The sequence below is a fragment of the Brachybacterium sp. GU-2 genome (assembly GCF_030866705.2).
Lineage (GTDB): Bacteria > Actinomycetota > Actinomycetes > Actinomycetales > Dermabacteraceae > Brachybacterium > Brachybacterium conglomeratum.
Window position 1 is genome coordinate 2,291,515 of record NZ_CP133037.2, and the last position, 15,576, is coordinate 2,307,090.

15 protein-coding genes and 1 tRNA gene are annotated in these 15,576 nt (G+C 71.6%); 11 read left to right on the top strand and 5 right to left on the bottom strand.

Going from position 1 to position 15,576, the window contains the following annotated elements:
* Positions 1–3: 3 nt before the first annotated feature.
* Positions 4–1,332: an APC family permease gene (locus RBL05_RS10425; RefSeq protein ID WP_308739548.1), complete on the bottom strand. Its 1,329-nt coding sequence runs from the start codon at positions 1,330–1,332 to the stop codon at positions 4–6.
* A 246-nt stretch (positions 1,333–1,578) separates the two neighbouring features.
* Here RBL05_RS10425 and rpsF point away from each other — a divergent pair, with 246 nt between their 5' ends.
* From rpsF to RBL05_RS10455, 6 genes are all read left to right on the top strand, one after another.
* Entirely contained in the window at positions 1,579–1,869 is a 291-nt protein-coding gene (rpsF, locus tag RBL05_RS10430) for a 30S ribosomal protein S6 (RefSeq protein ID WP_259882529.1), read from the top strand.
* 56 nt (positions 1,870–1,925) lie between these two features.
* Positions 1,926–2,486, top strand: coding sequence for a single-stranded DNA-binding protein (locus RBL05_RS10435; RefSeq protein ID WP_308739547.1), 561 nt, complete (start codon positions 1,926–1,928; stop codon positions 2,484–2,486).
* Between the two features lie 99 nt (positions 2,487–2,585).
* Positions 2,586–2,822 carry a 30S ribosomal protein S18 gene (gene rpsR / locus RBL05_RS10440; RefSeq protein ID WP_010533203.1) on the top strand — a complete coding sequence of 79 codons (237 nt, stop codon included), beginning with the start codon at positions 2,586–2,588 and terminating at the stop codon, positions 2,820–2,822.
* A gap of 17 nt (positions 2,823–2,839) precedes the next feature.
* Positions 2,840–3,310 carry a 50S ribosomal protein L9 gene (gene rplI, locus RBL05_RS10445; protein ID WP_308739546.1) on the top strand — a complete coding sequence of 157 codons (471 nt, stop codon included), beginning with the start codon at positions 2,840–2,842 and terminating at the stop codon, positions 3,308–3,310.
* Between the two features lie 218 nt (positions 3,311–3,528).
* Positions 3,529–4,959 carry an amino acid permease gene (locus tag RBL05_RS10450; RefSeq protein ID WP_308739545.1) on the top strand — a complete coding sequence of 477 codons (1,431 nt, stop codon included), beginning with the start codon at positions 3,529–3,531 and terminating at the stop codon, positions 4,957–4,959.
* A gap of 131 nt (positions 4,960–5,090) precedes the next feature.
* A tRNA-Leu gene (locus RBL05_RS10455) sits at positions 5,091–5,174 on the top strand.
* 98 nt (positions 5,175–5,272) lie between these two features.
* On the opposite strand, the gene RBL05_RS10460 is transcribed toward RBL05_RS10455, so the two are convergent.
* From RBL05_RS10460 to RBL05_RS10470, 3 genes are all read right to left on the bottom strand, one after another.
* The gene (locus tag RBL05_RS10460; RefSeq protein ID WP_308739544.1) at positions 5,273–7,042 is read right to left on the bottom strand and encodes a TIGR03767 family metallophosphoesterase; all 1,770 of its coding nucleotides are present in this window, start codon (positions 7,040–7,042) and stop codon (positions 5,273–5,275) included.
* A gap of 95 nt (positions 7,043–7,137) precedes the next feature.
* Positions 7,138–8,514 (bottom strand): NAD-dependent succinate-semialdehyde dehydrogenase, encoded by a 1,377-nt coding sequence (locus RBL05_RS10465; protein ID WP_308739543.1) that lies wholly within the window; start codon positions 8,512–8,514, stop codon positions 7,138–7,140.
* Positions 8,515–8,578: 64 nt separating this feature from the next.
* Positions 8,579–9,130: an NYN domain-containing protein gene (locus RBL05_RS10470; RefSeq protein WP_070501056.1), complete on the bottom strand. Its 552-nt coding sequence runs from the start codon at positions 9,128–9,130 to the stop codon at positions 8,579–8,581.
* Positions 9,131–9,735: 605 nt separating this feature from the next.
* On the opposite strand from RBL05_RS10470, the gene RBL05_RS10475 reads away from it, so the two are divergent.
* A complete protein-coding gene (locus RBL05_RS10475; protein ID WP_308739542.1) occupies positions 9,736–11,466 on the top strand; it encodes an HNH endonuclease signature motif containing protein in 1,731 nt (576 codons plus the stop codon).
* Between the two features lies 1 nt (position 11,467).
* Here RBL05_RS10475 and RBL05_RS10480 read toward each other — a convergent pair whose 3' ends face one another.
* Positions 11,468–12,274: a hypothetical protein gene (locus RBL05_RS10480; protein WP_308739541.1), complete on the bottom strand. Its 807-nt coding sequence runs from the start codon at positions 12,272–12,274 to the stop codon at positions 11,468–11,470.
* On the opposite strand from RBL05_RS10480, the gene RBL05_RS10485 reads away from it, so the two are divergent.
* The 4 genes from RBL05_RS10485 (at position 12,260) to RBL05_RS10500 (ending at position 15,564) form a co-directional block, all read left to right on the top strand.
* Positions 12,260–13,681 carry a protein adenylyltransferase SelO gene (locus tag RBL05_RS10485; RefSeq protein WP_308739540.1) on the top strand — a complete coding sequence of 474 codons (1,422 nt, stop codon included), beginning with the start codon at positions 12,260–12,262 and terminating at the stop codon, positions 13,679–13,681. The two genes, RBL05_RS10480 and RBL05_RS10485, sit on opposite strands and share 15 nt — an antisense overlap.
* 91 nt (positions 13,682–13,772) lie before the next feature.
* Entirely contained in the window at positions 13,773–14,327 is a 555-nt protein-coding gene (locus RBL05_RS10490) for a type 1 glutamine amidotransferase domain-containing protein (RefSeq protein ID WP_308739539.1), read from the top strand.
* Positions 14,328–14,337: 10 nt separating this feature from the next.
* Entirely contained in the window at positions 14,338–14,628 is a 291-nt protein-coding gene (locus tag RBL05_RS10495) for a hypothetical protein (RefSeq protein WP_308739538.1), read from the top strand.
* Positions 14,629–14,901: 273 nt separating this feature from the next.
* Complete coding sequence (locus tag RBL05_RS10500; protein WP_318603634.1) at positions 14,902–15,564, top strand: esterase; 663 nt, start codon at positions 14,902–14,904, stop codon at positions 15,562–15,564.
* Positions 15,565–15,576 lie beyond the last annotated feature (12 nt).

Below are 15,576 nucleotides of genomic sequence, written 5' to 3' on the forward strand. Positions count from 1 at the left end.
GCCTCAGGCGGCGCCGGCGCCGGTGAGCTCACCGGCCCGGCGCCGCCGCCATGCGGCGAGGCCCGCGAGCAGCGCCGCCACGACGAGGAACGGGAGCCCCAGCCGCCACACCGCCCACTCGACCTGCGTCATCAGCAGCAGGCACGAGACCAGGCCCCCGACCGGGAGCACGGCCGGGACGCGGAAGTGACGGTGCTCCGGCCGGTCGCGGCGCAGCACCAGCACGGCCGCGTTCACGGAGAGGAAGACCACCAGCAGGAGCAGCACCATGGTGCCCGCGAGCACGTCGATGGTCCCGGTGAGGGCGAGCAGGAGCGACAGCGCCGTGGTCACGAGGATCGCGACCCACGGGGTGCGGCGCCCGGGGAGGACCCGTGCGAGCACCCGCGGCAGGAGTCCGTCGGACGCCATGCCGTAGGCGAGGCGGGAGCTCATGATGCCCGTCAGCAGCGCACCGTTCGCCACCGCGATCAGCGCGATCGCGCTGAACACGACCGGCGGCACGATGCCCGCCGCCTCGACCACGAGGGCCAGCGGTGCGGAGGAGCCCGCGAGCTCCTCGGTGGGCACGACGGCGGAGGCGACCACCCCGATCAGCGCATAGACCACACCGGTGACGATCAGCGCACCGAACAGGGCGCGGGGGTAGGAGCGCGAGGGGTCCTTCGTCTCCTCGGCGATGTTCACGCTGGTCTCGAAGCCGACGTAGGAGTAGAACGCGAGGACGGTGCCGGCCAGCACCGCCGCGACCGGTCCGTTCTCGGGGGTCCCGAGCTCCGTGAGCCGGCCCAGGTCGCCCTCGCCCCGGCCGATCACGATTCCGCCCAGCACGATCACCAGCAGCAGGCCGCCCACCTCGATCAGGGTGGCCACGCGGTTCGCGCCCAGCGACTCGGAGATGCCGCGGGTGTTCAGCGCCGCGAGCAGGGCGAGGAACACGACCACCACGAGCACGACGGGCAGACTGACGAAGGCGCCGAGATAGTCCCCGGCGAAGCCCAGCGCGAGCGCGCCGACGGACACGATTCCGGCCGAGAGCATGCAGAACCCGACGAGGAACCCCGCGAAGGGGCCGAACGCGCGGGTGGCGTAGTGGGAGGAGCCTCCCGCCCGGGGGTACTTCGTCGCGAGCTCGGCGTAGGAGCCGGCGGTCAGCAGGGCCAGCAGCAGCGCCACCACGAGCGGCACCCACAGGGCGCCGCCGGCGATGCCCGCGATCTCCCCGGCCAGCACGTACACCCCCGCCCCGAGCACGTCCCCGAGGATGAACAGGAAGAGCCCGGTGGTGGTGACGGTGCGGCGCAGCGTGGGGCGCTCATCGGTGCTGGTCATCCACCCACGGTAGGGCGGGCGCGGTGGTGCGGACGGACCGATCGGTCGTGCCGCGCCGTGCGGCTCCGCTCGCGCACGCCCTGTGATGCGCCGCGCACCGGCGGGCACTCCCTGGCCGATGCTCCAGGGCACGGGTAGGATGTTGCGGTCCGTGACGTGCATCGCCGATGCCCGCACGGGCGGCATGAACCCTCCTGCCACGGAGAGACCGTGGCCGCAGAGACCACAGGAGGTGGGTACCAGAACATGCGCAAGTACGAAATGGTCGTGATCCTCGACCCGTCCGTCGATGAGCGGACCGTCACCGGAACCTTCGAGAAGCTCGTCCAGGTCGTCCCGACCGAGGGCGGCACCATCGACAACGTCGACGTCTGGGGCAAGCGGAAGTTCGCCTACGAGATCGACAAGAAGTCCGAGGGCATCTACATCGTCCTGCAGTTCACCGCGAAGGCGTCCACCGCGCAGGAGCTGGACCGTCAGCTCGGGCTCAACGAGTCCGTCATGCGCACCAAGCTCATGCGTCTCGACGCCGAGTGATCTGCCGTCTCTGACCCCCGCACGATCCACCACACCCCCGGAGCAGAGGAGCACCCATGGCGAATGACACCGTCATCACGGTGATCGGCAACCTCACCGCGGACCCCGAGCTGCGCTTCACGCAGTCCGGCGTCGCGGTCGCGTCGTTCACCATCGCGTCCACCCCCCGCACCTTCGACCGTCAGTCGAACGAGTGGAAGGACGGCGAGGCGCTGTTCCTCCGCTGCTCCATCTGGCGCGACGCCGCGGAGAACGTGGCTGAGTCGCTCGAGAAGGGTTCCCGCGTGATCGCACAGGGCCGCCTCAAGCAGCGCTCCTTCACCGACCGCGAGGGCAACAACCGCACCAGCATCGAGCTGGACGTCGACGAGATCGGCCCCTCCCTCCGCTACGCGACCGCGAAGGCCACCAAGGTCCAGCGCGGCGGCGGTGGCGGCGGCCGAGGCGGTTTCGGCGGCGGCGCCCCGCAGGGCGGCGGCCAGGGCGGCTTCGGCGGCCAGGGCGGATACGGCAACCAGGGCGGTCAGGGCGGCTACAACGCGCCGCAGGGCGCTCCCAACGCCGACCCGTGGGCCGGCGGAGGCAACCAGGGCGGGTACGACGACCCGCCCTTCTGATCGGCGCGTCGGATCCCGGCACCCCGCGCAGAGAACCCCTAAGAACAACCCCATCCCGGGTGCATGCCCGGGCTCCCCTCAGAAAGAAGGAGCACCACGATGGCCAAGCCTGTTCTTCGCAAGCCGAAGAAGAAGCAGAACCCGCTGAAGGCCGCCGGTCTCGAGACCGTCGACTACAAGGACGCCGCGCTGCTGCGCAAGTTCATCTCCGACCGCGGAAAGATCCGCGCCCGTCGGGTCACCGGCGTCTCCGTCCAGGAGCAGCGCAAGATCGCGAAGGCCGTGAAGAACGCCCGCGAGATCGCCCTGCTGCCGTACTCGACCTCCGGTCGCTGAGCGAGGAAGGGAAGCACATGACCAGCAAGCTCATCCTCACCAACGAGGTCACCGGCCTCGGCGCCGCCGGCGATGTCGTCGAGGTCAAGGACGGCTACGCCCGCAACTTCCTCCTGCCCCGCGGTCTCGCGACCCCGTGGACCAAGGGCGGTCAGCGTCAGCTCGACCAGATCCGTGCGGCCCGCGGCAAGCGCGCCATCGCGAACATCGAGGAGGCGCAGGCCCTGAAGGCGACGCTCGAGTCGAAGCCCGTCGTCATCGCCGAGCGCGCCGGCCAGAACGGCCGTCTGTTCGGTGCGGTCTCCTCCAAGGAGGTCGCCGAGGGCGTCAAGGCGACGTTCGACAAGGACATCGACCGTCGCACCGTCGAGTTCGCCACCCCGATCCGCTCGCTCGGCGAGCACAAGGCGACCGTGCGCCTGCACGACGAGATCTTCGCGAACCTCGTCATCCAGGTCGTCGCCGCCAAGGGTGCCGCCAAGGCCTGATCGACGTACTGCGAGGTACGAGCGGTAGGAGATCAGGGAAGCAGGCAGCGCCTGACCCGGTCTGATCAACGATCCGCGCGGTCCCCCTTCAGCGCCCCGCACCGTCACGGTGCGGGGCGCTGCTGCTCGTCGGGGTGAACGCCACCGTGCGCGACGACCTCGACACCGAGGGCTGACAGGTCCCCGGCACCGCCGCCGGACGGGGCTACCCTCGACGGGTGACCACCCAGACCTCCTCCTCCGACCAGCGCTCGGGCGGGCAGCTCGCCCGCTCGCTCGGCCACGGCCAGATGGCGATGATCGCCATGGGCTCCGCGCTCGGCACCGGCCTGTTCCTCGGCTCCGGCGAGGCGATCGGCATCGCCGGTCCCGCCGTGATCATCTCCTTCGCGCTCGGGGCCATGATCGCCGCGACGATCGCGCTGGCGATGGGCGAGATGGCCTCGCGCCACCCTGTGCGCGGCGGCTTCGGCACCCTCGCCGCCCGCTATCTCTCCCCGTTCTGGGGTTATCTCAGCCGCTGGCTGTACTGGATCGTCACCGTCTGCGTGACCGGCGCGGAGCTGGTGGCCTGCGCCGCCTATCTCGCCTACTGGGTGCCCGCGGTGCCGATCTGGGCCGGGATCCTGCTGTTCGCGGCGCTGATCATCGCGATCAACCTCTCCAGCGTCGGCTCCTTCGGCGTGATCGAGTTCCTCCTGTCCTCGATCAAGGTGATCGCGGTGTTCGTGTTCATCCTGATCGGCGCCGTCCTGGTGCTCTTCGGGATGCCCGGCCAGGGCGCGCCAGGCTTCGTCGAGCTCACGGCCGACGGCGGCTTCGCCCCGATGGGCTGGGCCGCGGTGTGGGTCGCGCTGTCGGTGGTGATGTTCTCCTTCGGGGGCATCGAGCTGCTCTCGATCACCGCCGCCGAGGCGAAGGATCCCGCTCGTTCGATCCGCACCGCCGCGCGCACCACGATCGTGCGCCTGGCCTTCTTCTACGTGCTGTGCATCGGGATCGTCGTGTGCCTGGTCCCCTGGCAGCAGGCCGCCGGCACCGGCGAGGACGTCGCCACCTCGCCCTTCGTGATGGTCTTCGACCGGATCGGCATCCCCGGCGCCGCCCACATCACGAACCTGCTGGTGCTGGTCGCGGCGCTGTCGGCCGCGAACGCGAACCTCTACGCCGGCAGCCGGATCCTGCACTCCCTCGCCTCCGACGGGCTCGCGCCGCGCTTCGCCGGGCACGTCACTGCCCGGCGCGTCCCCGCCGTCGGCATCGCCCTGAGCTCGATCGGACTGATCGGTGCCGCGCTGCTGGCCTTCAGCGGCGTGGGCGGGGTGTTCGGCTACATGATGAGCCTCGTGGTGTTCTCGGTGATCATGGTGTGGGCGCTGATCCTCGCGACCTACATCGCCTTCCGCCGACGCGGCGAGCGGGGCGGCACCTTCCGCATGCCGGGCGGCGTGGTCACCGCGGGCGTCGGCCTGGTGGGCCTCGCCGCCGTCTTCGCGACCGTGTTCGTGCGGCCCAGCATGCAGGTCGCCGCGATGGTCGGCATCCCCGCGGTGATCGTCGCGACCGTCCTCTACGTGGTGGTGGGCCGTCGCCGCATCGATCCGGCCGACATCGACGCCGCCTTCGAGGAGGCCGAGTCGATGCGCTGAGCGTCGAGCGCCGAACCGGCCCGGAGTGGCGTTCGTTACTGTGCAGGATGTCGGCTTGGGCTCAGGGTTCGGCGGGGGTAACCTGAGGGAACCTTCGGCCTCGGCGCCACGAGACCCGGTGCCGGAGATACGCGCAAGTGGCGGAATTGGTAGACGCGCACGGTTCAGGTCCGTGTGCTGGCAACAGCGTGGGGGTTCAAGTCCCCCCTTGCGCACCGCGAGAGATCCCCTCTGACCAGCAGGTCAGAGGGGATTCTCCGTCTCAGGGCGGCGGGCGGAGCGCCCGGTCCCGCAGGACCGGGCCGGCCCGCTCTCAGTGCCCCGGCGCCGCCAGCAGCAGCTCGACGTTGCGGTCCTTCCCCTCGCCCTCCTGGGCCCGCTCGGCGTGGAGGTCGTTGAAGGACAGCTCCCGGTACAGGCTCGCCAGGCCCTCGCCCTGGTACGGGGCCTTCGCCTCGATCAGGGTGCTGAGCAGAGAGAGCGTCCCGTCGCGGTTGTCGACCACCTCGAGCACCCGCGCCTGCTGCGGGAAGTCCACGTGCGAGGCGGTGGTGATCTTCCAGTAGCGGCGCTCGGCGACGTCGTCGCCGTGCAGCGCGATCGTGTTGGTGTGCGTGTGGCCGTTGACCCACGCGAGCACGTTCGGGAAGCGGCCCAGCAGGTTCTCCACGTCCCAGCCGGCATGGCGCAGCTCACCGACGCCGGGCTCGAGCAGCAGGTTGTTCATCGTGTCCGGGGTGTGGTGGCTGAAGACCACGAAGTACGTGTCCTCGGACTGCGTGCGCTGCAGGCGCCCGATCCCGTCGTAGTAGCGGCTGGAGCCCTCCTCGAGGGTCTCCTCGAGCCAGCGGTACTGGGCGTGGCCCAGGGAGCCCTGCGTGAAGCCGGCACGGTTGGTGGAGTCCAGCGCGATGCCGACCACGCCCGGCGCGATCTCGAAGGTGTAGTAGCCGGTCGACTCGACCGCGTTCTCCTCGGTGAAGCCGTGCCCGGGGGTGCCGACGCGCGGGGTCTGGCCCAGATGGGCGCGGATGTACTCCTCGGGGGTGAAGGGCTCGCGGCGCTCGTCGGGCGTGACCTCGTACCGGCGCTCGGGGTCGAAGGAGCTGGAGAGCGCCTGGCGCTGCGCCTCGCCGGTGCCGCCGGCCTCCGCGGTGCGCACCTGCGCCTCGAGCTGCCGGTTCGCGGTCTCCGAGGCGAAGCCGGTGAACTTCCACGAGCCGGTGTACATCTCCCGCAGGACGTCCCAGTCCGTGGGGAGGGTTCCGCTGATCGAGTCGTCGTGGTTGCCGAAGACGCTGAACCAGGGGATGTCCAGGCCGGGGCTCGTGTGGGTGGTCATGGCGCCCGCGAGCAGCTCGGGCAGCTGCGGGAAACCGGCTTCGGCGTAGCGGTCCTCGACCTCGCCGCCTGGATGCCAGTAGTGGGTCGAGCCGCCCGTCTGCACGCCCTCCCAGGTCCCGTCGGCCCCGGTGTTCGCGGTGATCTCCCCGCCGTTCATGAGGGCGAGGAACCAGTCGAGCTCCACGTGCTCGTGGTTGTCGGTGTTGTCGCCGGTGGTGACCACGCAGTCGAGGTCGCGCCCGGTGTGGGGGCCGCGGCGCAGCTCGTTGACCCGCTCGATGAGGGAGACGGCGCCCTGGGTGGTCAGCGACTCCTGCGGGCGGAAGGCGGAGCCGGTGATGTCGTGGAGGAACTCGAAGCGCATCGGGGACTGGGCGTCGAGCACGTGCAGGTCGGTGAACTGGACGAAGGCCGCCAGCGGCACGCGGGTGTCGGCACGGGAGGCCTGCGGGGCGCGGTCCAGCGCGTCCTCGCGCACCTCGAAGGCGTAGCCGGGGCCGGCGGTGAGACGACGGTAGGAGTCGTTCTCCCCGGCCTCGGGCACCGCGGCGGCCTCGAGGGTGGTGCCGGTGGGGTCCAGGCCCGCGTCCTCCGCGAAGGCGCGCTGGTCGGGGAGGGCCGAGGCGGCGGTGCCGCCGATAGCGAGGCCCGCCCCGACCAGGAGGGTGCGTCGGCCGAGGGGAGGGAGGGCGAGCGATGAGTCGTGTCGGCGGGCTGGGGTCCGGGGTGCGTGGAGCATGCGCTCCACCCCAGCACCGGGAAGTGACCAGCCGGTGACGACGGGCTGAGCACTTGCCGTCGATCGCCGCCGCGGAGTGCGTCCCCCGGCCGCGCTCAGCGCACGGCGGTGCGGCGCAGGCGGACGTTGACGAACTCGCCCATGCCCCAGCGGCCGAGCTCGCGGCCGTAGCCGGAGCGCTTCACCCCGCCGAAGGGCAGCCCGGGCAGCGTCGTCCCGTGCTCGTTGACGTACGCCATCCCCACGTCCAGGCGGTCGGCGACCTCCTGCGCCCGGGCCAGGTCCTCGCTCCAGACGGAGCCGCTCAGCCCGAACGACACGTCGTTCGCCAGCTCCACGGCGTGATCGACGGACTCCGCACCGTAGATGACCGCCACCGGGCCGAAGATCTCCTCGGAGTAGGCGTCCATGTCGGGGGTGACCCCCGTGAGCACGGCGGGTCGCATGAACGCGCCCTCCCGGTCCAGCGCGTCGCCTCCCGTGTGCAGAGTCGCTCCCTGCTCGACGGCGCGGGCGACCTGCTCGACGACGCCGTCGCGCGCGCCGAGCGAGGAGAGCGGACCGACGTCGACGCCCTCGTCCAGCGGGTCCCCGAGCGTCGCGCCCTCGAACTCCTCGACGATCGCCGCGACGAACTCGTCGAGCCGTGCGCTCGGGACGATCATGCGCTTGGGGGAGTTGCAGGCCTGGCCCGCGTTCGACAGCCGCGCGGTGGCCGCCGCGCGGGCGACCCGGGCGATGTCGGCGTCCTCGAGCACGATCAGCGGGTCCGAGCCGCCCAGCTCCAGCACGGACTTCTTGAGGTGCTCCGCCGCAGTCCGGGCGACGGCGGCCCCTGCTCGCTCGCTGCCGGTGAGGGACACCCCGCGCACGCGCGGATCGGCGATCATCTCGGCGATCTGGTCGTGATCGGCGAAGACATTGACGTAGGCGTCGTCGGGGACCCCGGCGTCGTGCAGGATCCCGGCCATCACCTCGGCGGAGCCGGCGCAGATCTCCGCGTGCTTGAGGATGATCGTGTTGCCGGTCATCAGGTTGGGGGCGACGAAGCGGGCCACCTGGTAGTACGGGAAGTTCCAGGGCATCACGCCGACCAGCGGGCCGATCGGCTCGGTCTGCACGAGCGACTCCTGCGCTCCCTGCGGGTCCAGCAGCTCGTCCTGGAGCAGCTCGGGGCCGTGCGTCGCGTACCACCGGTAGATCGATCCGGCCAGCTCGGCCTCGCCGATCCCCTGTGCCAGGGGCTTGCCCATCTCGGTGGCGATCAGTCGTCCCAGCTCCTCTGAGCGGGAGTCGTAGGCGTCGGCGACGCGCTCGAGGATCTCGGCGCGTCGCTCCGGGGGCGTCCCCCGCCAGTCCGGGAAGGCGGCGTGCGTCCGTCGGAGCACGTCCTCCACGCCCGCGGAGTCCAGAGCAGGGAACTGCTTGTCGGTGCGTCCCGTGGTCGGGTTGGTCGTGGTGTATCCAGCCATGTCCCCACCCTGGGCGCCCACCCCGTGGTGTGTACAGTCCGAGGACCGATCGGTCGTCGATCTGTCAGAGGATGAACTCCAGCGGGTCGAACTCGTCGATGTCGATGATCCGCACGCGCGGCAGACGGCTCGTGAAGGCGTGCACGTCGTACTCGAGGTCGTGGAACTCGATCCCGGGGATGTCCTGCAGGTCCGTGGCCATGAACTCGCGGAACCCGACCAGCGCCGTGCGCCGGTCCGGGGTCGCCGCGAGGTCCGTCATCTGCGGGACGAAGTCCTTGTCGTGGCTGACCAGCATGACGTCCGCCGGGCGGTCCTGCAGCGCCTCGGCGGTGCGCTGGATCGCGATGTCCACGACCTTGCCCTCGCCGCGCAGCGGGATCGCCTTGTACCCCAGTGCGATCAGGGCCTGCACGAACCCGGAGGGGAGGCTGTCGCCGACGGCGAGGAAGAACAGGCCCCGCACCGGCTGGCGCCAGGCGTGCTCGGCGTGCTGGAGCAGCTTGTTCCAGCGGGGGCGCTCGTCGGACTGGGGTCGTCGGCCGAGCACCGAGACGCCGAGGGTGGCGTCGATGTTCTCACCGTCCACCAGGAGATACGTGGTGCGTGCGGTCATGAGGATGACCCTACTCGGTGCCGGGCGCGCGGTCGCCGGCGCGGCTGGTGCGTGCGGGCGCCCGCCGCGCGCGCCGATGAGCTCCGCACGACGTCGCCGTCGCCGCGAGATTCAATTCCGACGGCTCCTCCCCAGTCGCGCTTTTCCACATTCTTGAGGGTGCTCTTGACAATTCACGACGAGCGGGGATGGCGACGATTTCGGTGTTCTCGAGGATGGCCCTGTCCCGCGCACGTCCTCTCCGGTGCCGTCACCGTTCGGGACCCGTTCACGTCGGGCACGTGTTCCCGTCCCCGCAGCACCCCTGCTCGCGCCCACGCTCCAGCCTCGGAGCACCCTGCTCCCATCCCTGCCCCTGCCTCCGCTCCCACTTCCGCGGCGCCCTGCTCCCGCCGTCGAGTGACCGTCGCATGACGCGCCGGCCGCGACCTCTCCTCCCCGCACGTGAGTTATCCACAAATTCATCCCCATTGCGCCTGAGTCCTTCTGAAATGTCCGTTTCGACGGTATTGTATGAGGCGTTGGGAGTCTTGAACGAGATTCTCTGTCTCGGCAGCGGACGGCACCGAGGCCGTCCCGTCCACGGATCGGGGGAGGAGGGCGTGATGGGTGAGTTCGACGAGGGGCCGGAGGCCCCGTTCGAGTCCGAGTCCGACTGCGGCACGGGAACGGGCGCCGGCAGCGCTGCAGATGCGGCGACCGCCGACGAAGCCTCCCAGGGCAGCATCGCCACAGCCGAGACACCCGCCGTGACCGACGACGCGACGGAGCCCACCGCCCCGCGCTGGAGAGTGCGAGCCCGTCGGCCGTTGGATCAGGAGCAGCTGCTCGCCGAGGTGGAGCCCGGCACGATCGAGGCGTCGCGGGTGCTCGCCCTGCACCGCACGATGCAGACCAGGGCCCGCCTCTACGCCCACCAACTGCGACAGCTGGCGGTGTTCTTCCGCGAGGATCCCGAGACCGGCGGCATCCCCGAGAACGCGGACATGACCGGTGTGAAGGTCGCCGTGGGCCTGCGCACCTCCGCCGTCCGCGCCTGGTCGATGGTGCTGGACGCCCGCACCTCCGTGGACCTCATGCCGGCGACCTTCGTCCACCTCGCGCGCGGCGACATGCCCGAGGAGTTCCACCGCTACCTGCTGCGCCAGGTGCGGCGGCTGGACGATGCGCAGAAGGAGGCCGTGGACCGCCACCTCGCCGGGGTGGAGATCCCCGCGGTCTCGAAGGCCACCTTCGAGGCACAGGTCCGCCTCGCCGTGCGACTCGCGACCGCGGGCACCGTGCCCGAGCCGCCGCGGGCATCCCGCTCCGTCGAGCTGCTCGACGTCGACACAAAGGCCGGCACCGCCTCGCTCTACGTCACCGGCCCGATCCCCGAGATCCAGGGCCTCGCGCACCGGCTCGACGTCGCCGCGCGCACCGTCCAGAAGGCGCAGCGCGCCGCCCTGCGCGACGGCGAGGAGGGGCCGCTGCCCTTCGACATCGACGGCGACCTCGCCGAGCGTGGCCGCGCCCTCTCCCTCGCGACACTGCGCTACGCGATCCTCACCCACTCCGTGCTGGACATCGACCCGGTCCAGGAGACCCGCAGCCCCTACAAGATCCTCGTCACCGTGCCGGTCACGACGCTGCTGGGACTGGAGGAGACCCCCGCGATGCTCGACGGGCTCACCCCGATCCCGGCCGAGCTCGCCCGGGACCTCGCAGCCGGTGCGCCGACCTGGCTGAGGATCCTCACCGACCCGATCACCGGCGCCCCCTGCGACGCGGTCGCCGAGTCCTATGCGCCGACCGCACAGATGAGGCTCCAGCTGCGGATGCGCCACCCCGTCTGCGCCGTGCCCGGATGCGGGAGGCCCACCCGGCTCGCCGCAGAGGACGACCACATCCTCGAGTACGACCACGACCATCCCGACGAGGGCGGGCATACCTCGCTCGCGAACCTGCACCGGCTCTGCTGGCGCCACCACCAGCTCAAGACCGCCGGGCTCCTCGACCCCACCCGAATTCCCGACTCCAGCCGCGAGCTCGGCGGCTCACCCGGACCGGTCGCCACCGACTGGGAGATCGACGGCGGGATCCGTGCCCGCACCGTCGAACACACCGACCTCGTCACCCCGGTCACCGCCGAGGCACTCGAAGCCGCCTGGCGGATCCACCAGCGACTCCACGCCGAGGCGGAGCGCCACGCCGCCGCCGAGCGGGCCAGGCCACGACGAGAACGGGTCGACGAGCAGCGTCGCGAGGCGATGGCCATCGCCCACCCCCACCTGCGCAGCAGGCTCCGGCCGCCGGACCCCGACGCGATCGCCGCGCTCGGCGACCCGCCGTTCTAGCTCACCGGCCCTCGCCGGCGACCTTCACCGTCAGCCGTGCCGTCTCGCCGTTCACCGTGACCGTCACGGTCGCGGCGCCGCGGCGCAGCCCGGTCATCTCGCCGGTGCGCGGATCGACCCGGACGACGTCACGCCGGTCCGGCTGCTCGTCGCCCGCTCCGCCGGTCGCGATATGCACCCCGGTGCCGCCCCACTGGGCGGTGACCGGCCACGCGACCGGCACCTCCCGGCCGTCCTGCGTGAGCGTCGCCGAGACCTCCCCGACCTCGCCCGCCGCCAGCTGGTCCCGGCCCTCGATCGCGAGGGAGTCGACCCACGGGCGGGTCTCCGCCGCGAGCCAGTCGACCCGATCCGGCGTGGCGGGATTCCGGCCGACGACGCCCGAGGTCGGATCGATGCCCAGCATCGTCCAGCCCGTGAAGCCACCCGTCGCCGGCGTGCCCGCCGGGGACTTGCCCGAGTTGCCGTTCACCAGCGTGGTCACGCCCTCGACCGCGGCGACGTGGAACACGCCCGCATGGGCGTTCACCAGTGCGACGGACTTGCCCGTCGTGCGCCGGAACTCGGCGAGCTGCTCCTCGATCGCCCGCGCCTCCCGCTGGTCGGACAGCTGGCTCGACTCGCTCGGCAGCGGATCGGCGGTCGGGTGGTGGAAGAGCACGACCGCCCCGGTGAGCGCGTCGGACTCCGCCACCTCGCCCAGCTGCTCCTCGAGCATCTCGAGCTGGCCCAGGCCGTTCCCGGCGAGCGTGCCGGGGGGTCGCGGCGTAGCCTGGGGCGGAAGAGGTGAGCCGTGCCCGAGATCCATCAGAACTACGCCGCCGCGCTGCCCGAGCTCTCGACGCCGTGGCGGGCCGACGTCCCACCGCGCCCCGAGCTCGTCTGGCTCGACGAGGAGCTGGCGCGCGAGCTGGGCCTGGACCCCGACTGGCTGCGGGGCGAGGACGGGATGGCGCTGCTGACCGGGCAGATCGAGGGCACCGTCGCGCAGGCCTACGCCGGCCACCAGTTCGGCACCGCGAACCCTCAGCTCGGCGACGGCCGAGCGGTGCTGCTGGGGGAGATCGTCGACGCCCGGGGCAGGATCCGGGACCTGCATCTGAAGGGGGCGGGCAGGACGCCCTTCGCGCGGGGCGGGGACGGGAAGGCGCCGCTCGGGCCGATGCTGCGCGAAGCCGTGATCGGACGCTGGCTGCACGCCTGCGGCGTCCCCACCACGCGCGCCCTCGCCGTGCTCACCACCGGGGAGCGGATCGCGCCGCGCCAGGGCGTCACCGACGAGCCCGGGGCGCTGCTGGTGCGGGTCGCCGCGAGCCACCTGCGGGTGGGGACCGTCGAGTACGCCTCCTGGCACCTGGGGCCCGAGGTGACGGGGCGGCTCGTCGACCACGCGATCACCCGGCACCACCCGTCGGCTGACGGGCCGCTGGGACTGCTGCAGGCCGTGTCCGAGGCGCAGGCGGAGCTGGTGGCGCAGTGGATGCTGCTCGGCTTCGTGCACGGGGTGATGAACACCGACAACGTGGCGTTGTCCGGCGAGGGCATCGACTACGGGCCCTGCGCCGTGCTGGACGTGCACCGCCGCGGTGCCGTGTTCAGCTCGATCGACCGCGGCGGCCGCTACGCCTACGGCAACCAGCCCGGCATCGCGCTGTGGAACCTCTCCCGCTTCGCCGAGGCGCTGCTGCCGGTGATCGATGAGGAGCCGAATGCCGCGGTGGCCAGGGCGACGACGGTGCTCGAGGGGTTCGAGAGCAGGTATCTCGACGCGTACGCCGACGGGCTCGCGGCGAAGCTCGGCGTCCGCGGGGAGTGGGGCGAGGTGCGGGAGCTCGGGGAGGCGCTGTTCACCCTGCTCGAGGAGCAGCGGGTGGACCACACGGGGTTCTTCCGGGAGCTCGGCGGGGGCACGGCCGCGGGGCTGTTCGCGGAGCCGGCGCCGTTCGAGGACTGGTCGCGGCGCTGGGAAGCGCTGCGGAGCGACGGGGAATCGGCCGACGAGGCCCGTGCGGCGATGTGCCGCGCGAACCCGCTGTACGTCCCGCGCAACGTCCATCTCGAGGCGGCGCTGCGGGCCGCGCACCTGGGGGACACGGCACCGGTGCTGAGGATGCTCGACGCCGTGGGCTCGCCCTTCGAACGGCGGGAGGGGCTCGAGGATCTCGAGGGGCCGGGCGACGGGGGCGATGCCTTCCTGACCTTCTGCGGCACCTGAGGGGCGCCCCCGAACGGTCGGTCGAGCGGGAGGGCGACGACTGCCCGGCGGTGCTAGCGTCGACGGTGTTCCCGATGGAAGGAGAGCCCCCATGGCTGCCCTGAACGATCGACGCATCCTCGTGATGACCACCAACTTCGGCACCGAGTCCGACGAGCTGACGAAGCCGATCGCCGCGCTGCGGGAAGCGGGAGCGACCGTGACGGTCGCGGCGACGGAGCCCGGCGTCGTGAAGACGCTCGCCGGTGATCGGGACCCCGGCCCCGAGGTCCCGGTGGATACCACCTACGACCAGGTGAAGGCCTCCGACTTCGACGCCCTCGTCCTCCCCGGTGGCACCCTCAACGGCGACCAGCTGCGCGCCGACGAGACCGTCCAGCAGGTCACGCGGGCCTTCGCCGCGGACGCCAAGCCCGTCGCCGCGATCTGCCACGCCCCCTGGCTGCTCGTGGACGCCGGCCTCGCCGAGGGTCGCGACCTCACGTCGGTTCCCACGATCCGCGCCGACCTGGTCAACGCCGGCGCGAACTGGACCGATCAGGAGGTCGTCGTCGACGAGGCGGGTGGCTATCGCCTGATTACCTCGCGCACCCCCGATGATCTCGACGCCTTCAACGCCGCGATCATCGACGCGCTCACCGCCTAGGAGGAAGCCCATGACCGAGAGCTTCGATCCGACTGCCGCCGAGCCCGACGAGACGAGCATCGACGACGCCCTGGAGACGGACCGCGTCGTCTCCGAGGGGCGCGACTCCCGCAACGCTGATGGATACGGCTTCGACGAGGACGTCGCGCGCGGAGCCGACGAGTCCGCCGCCGCCGAGCAGGGCAACCGCGACGAGGACCGCATGGAGGCCGACGTCGACGACGAGCAGCTAGACCAGCTCGCCCGCGAGGACGGCGGGCTGGACGAGATCCTCCCCGAGCAGGAACCGCCCCTGCCCTGACCTGCGGCGACGCCGTCCCCGTTTAATCCGTTGCTCGCGGGTGTCGACGGGTCTACGTTGTGAGCACACAGGGAAGGAGGTGATCCGAGAAGTGATTTCTTATCGGACATGTGAGGTGGCTCGCCGCTGAGGCGACCGTTCATCCGGACGCGCAGCGAATACCACCGAGCTGCCGGGACCCCCAGGGGTCGGACCTCGTCCTTCCGACCAGCGCACCGCGCGACCTGGGGGTTCTTCCCTGCCCCGACGCCTGCGAGTCGATAGCCTCGTGCCATGACGACCTCGCCCCAGTACGGCTCCGTGGAGCTGATCTCCCCGCACCTCGACCAGAGCGCCGTGGTGCGCGGCGGCGCGCAGGACGCCCCGATCGTGCTGCTGATGCACGGGCTCGGCAGCGACGAGCGCGACCTCGCGAGCCTCGTGCCCTTCCTCCCGCCCGTCTTCGAGTACGTCTCCGTGCGCGGGATCTTCCGGTACGTGCAGGGCTATGCCTGGTTCGACATGCCCCTGGACCCGGATCGGCCCGAGGCGATCGAGTCCTCGGCCGCGGCCGTCGAGGAGTGGATCGCCGCGCAGGAGCGCCCCGTCGTCGGGGCGATCGGTTTCTCCCAGGGCGGTGCGGTCGCCCTCCAGCTCCTGCGCCGCGATCCGCATGCGCTCCGGTTCGTCGTGAACCTCTCAGGCTTCCCGTTCCCCGCCGCGATGGAGGGCGATGCCGCGCTCGCCGAGGTGCGTCCGCCCGCGCTGTGGGGCCACGGCGGGATGGACCCCCTCTACGACCCCGAGCGGGAGCAGGCGGTCCGCGAGTTCATGAGCGCGCACACCACGCTCGAGGAGGAGCGCCGCCCGCAGCTCGGGCACGCGGTCGACGAGATCGAGCTGCGGGCCGTCGCCGCCTTCCTGCAGCGTCGGACCGCCGACGTTGACGGTCGCTGAGCGCTCGCCCGC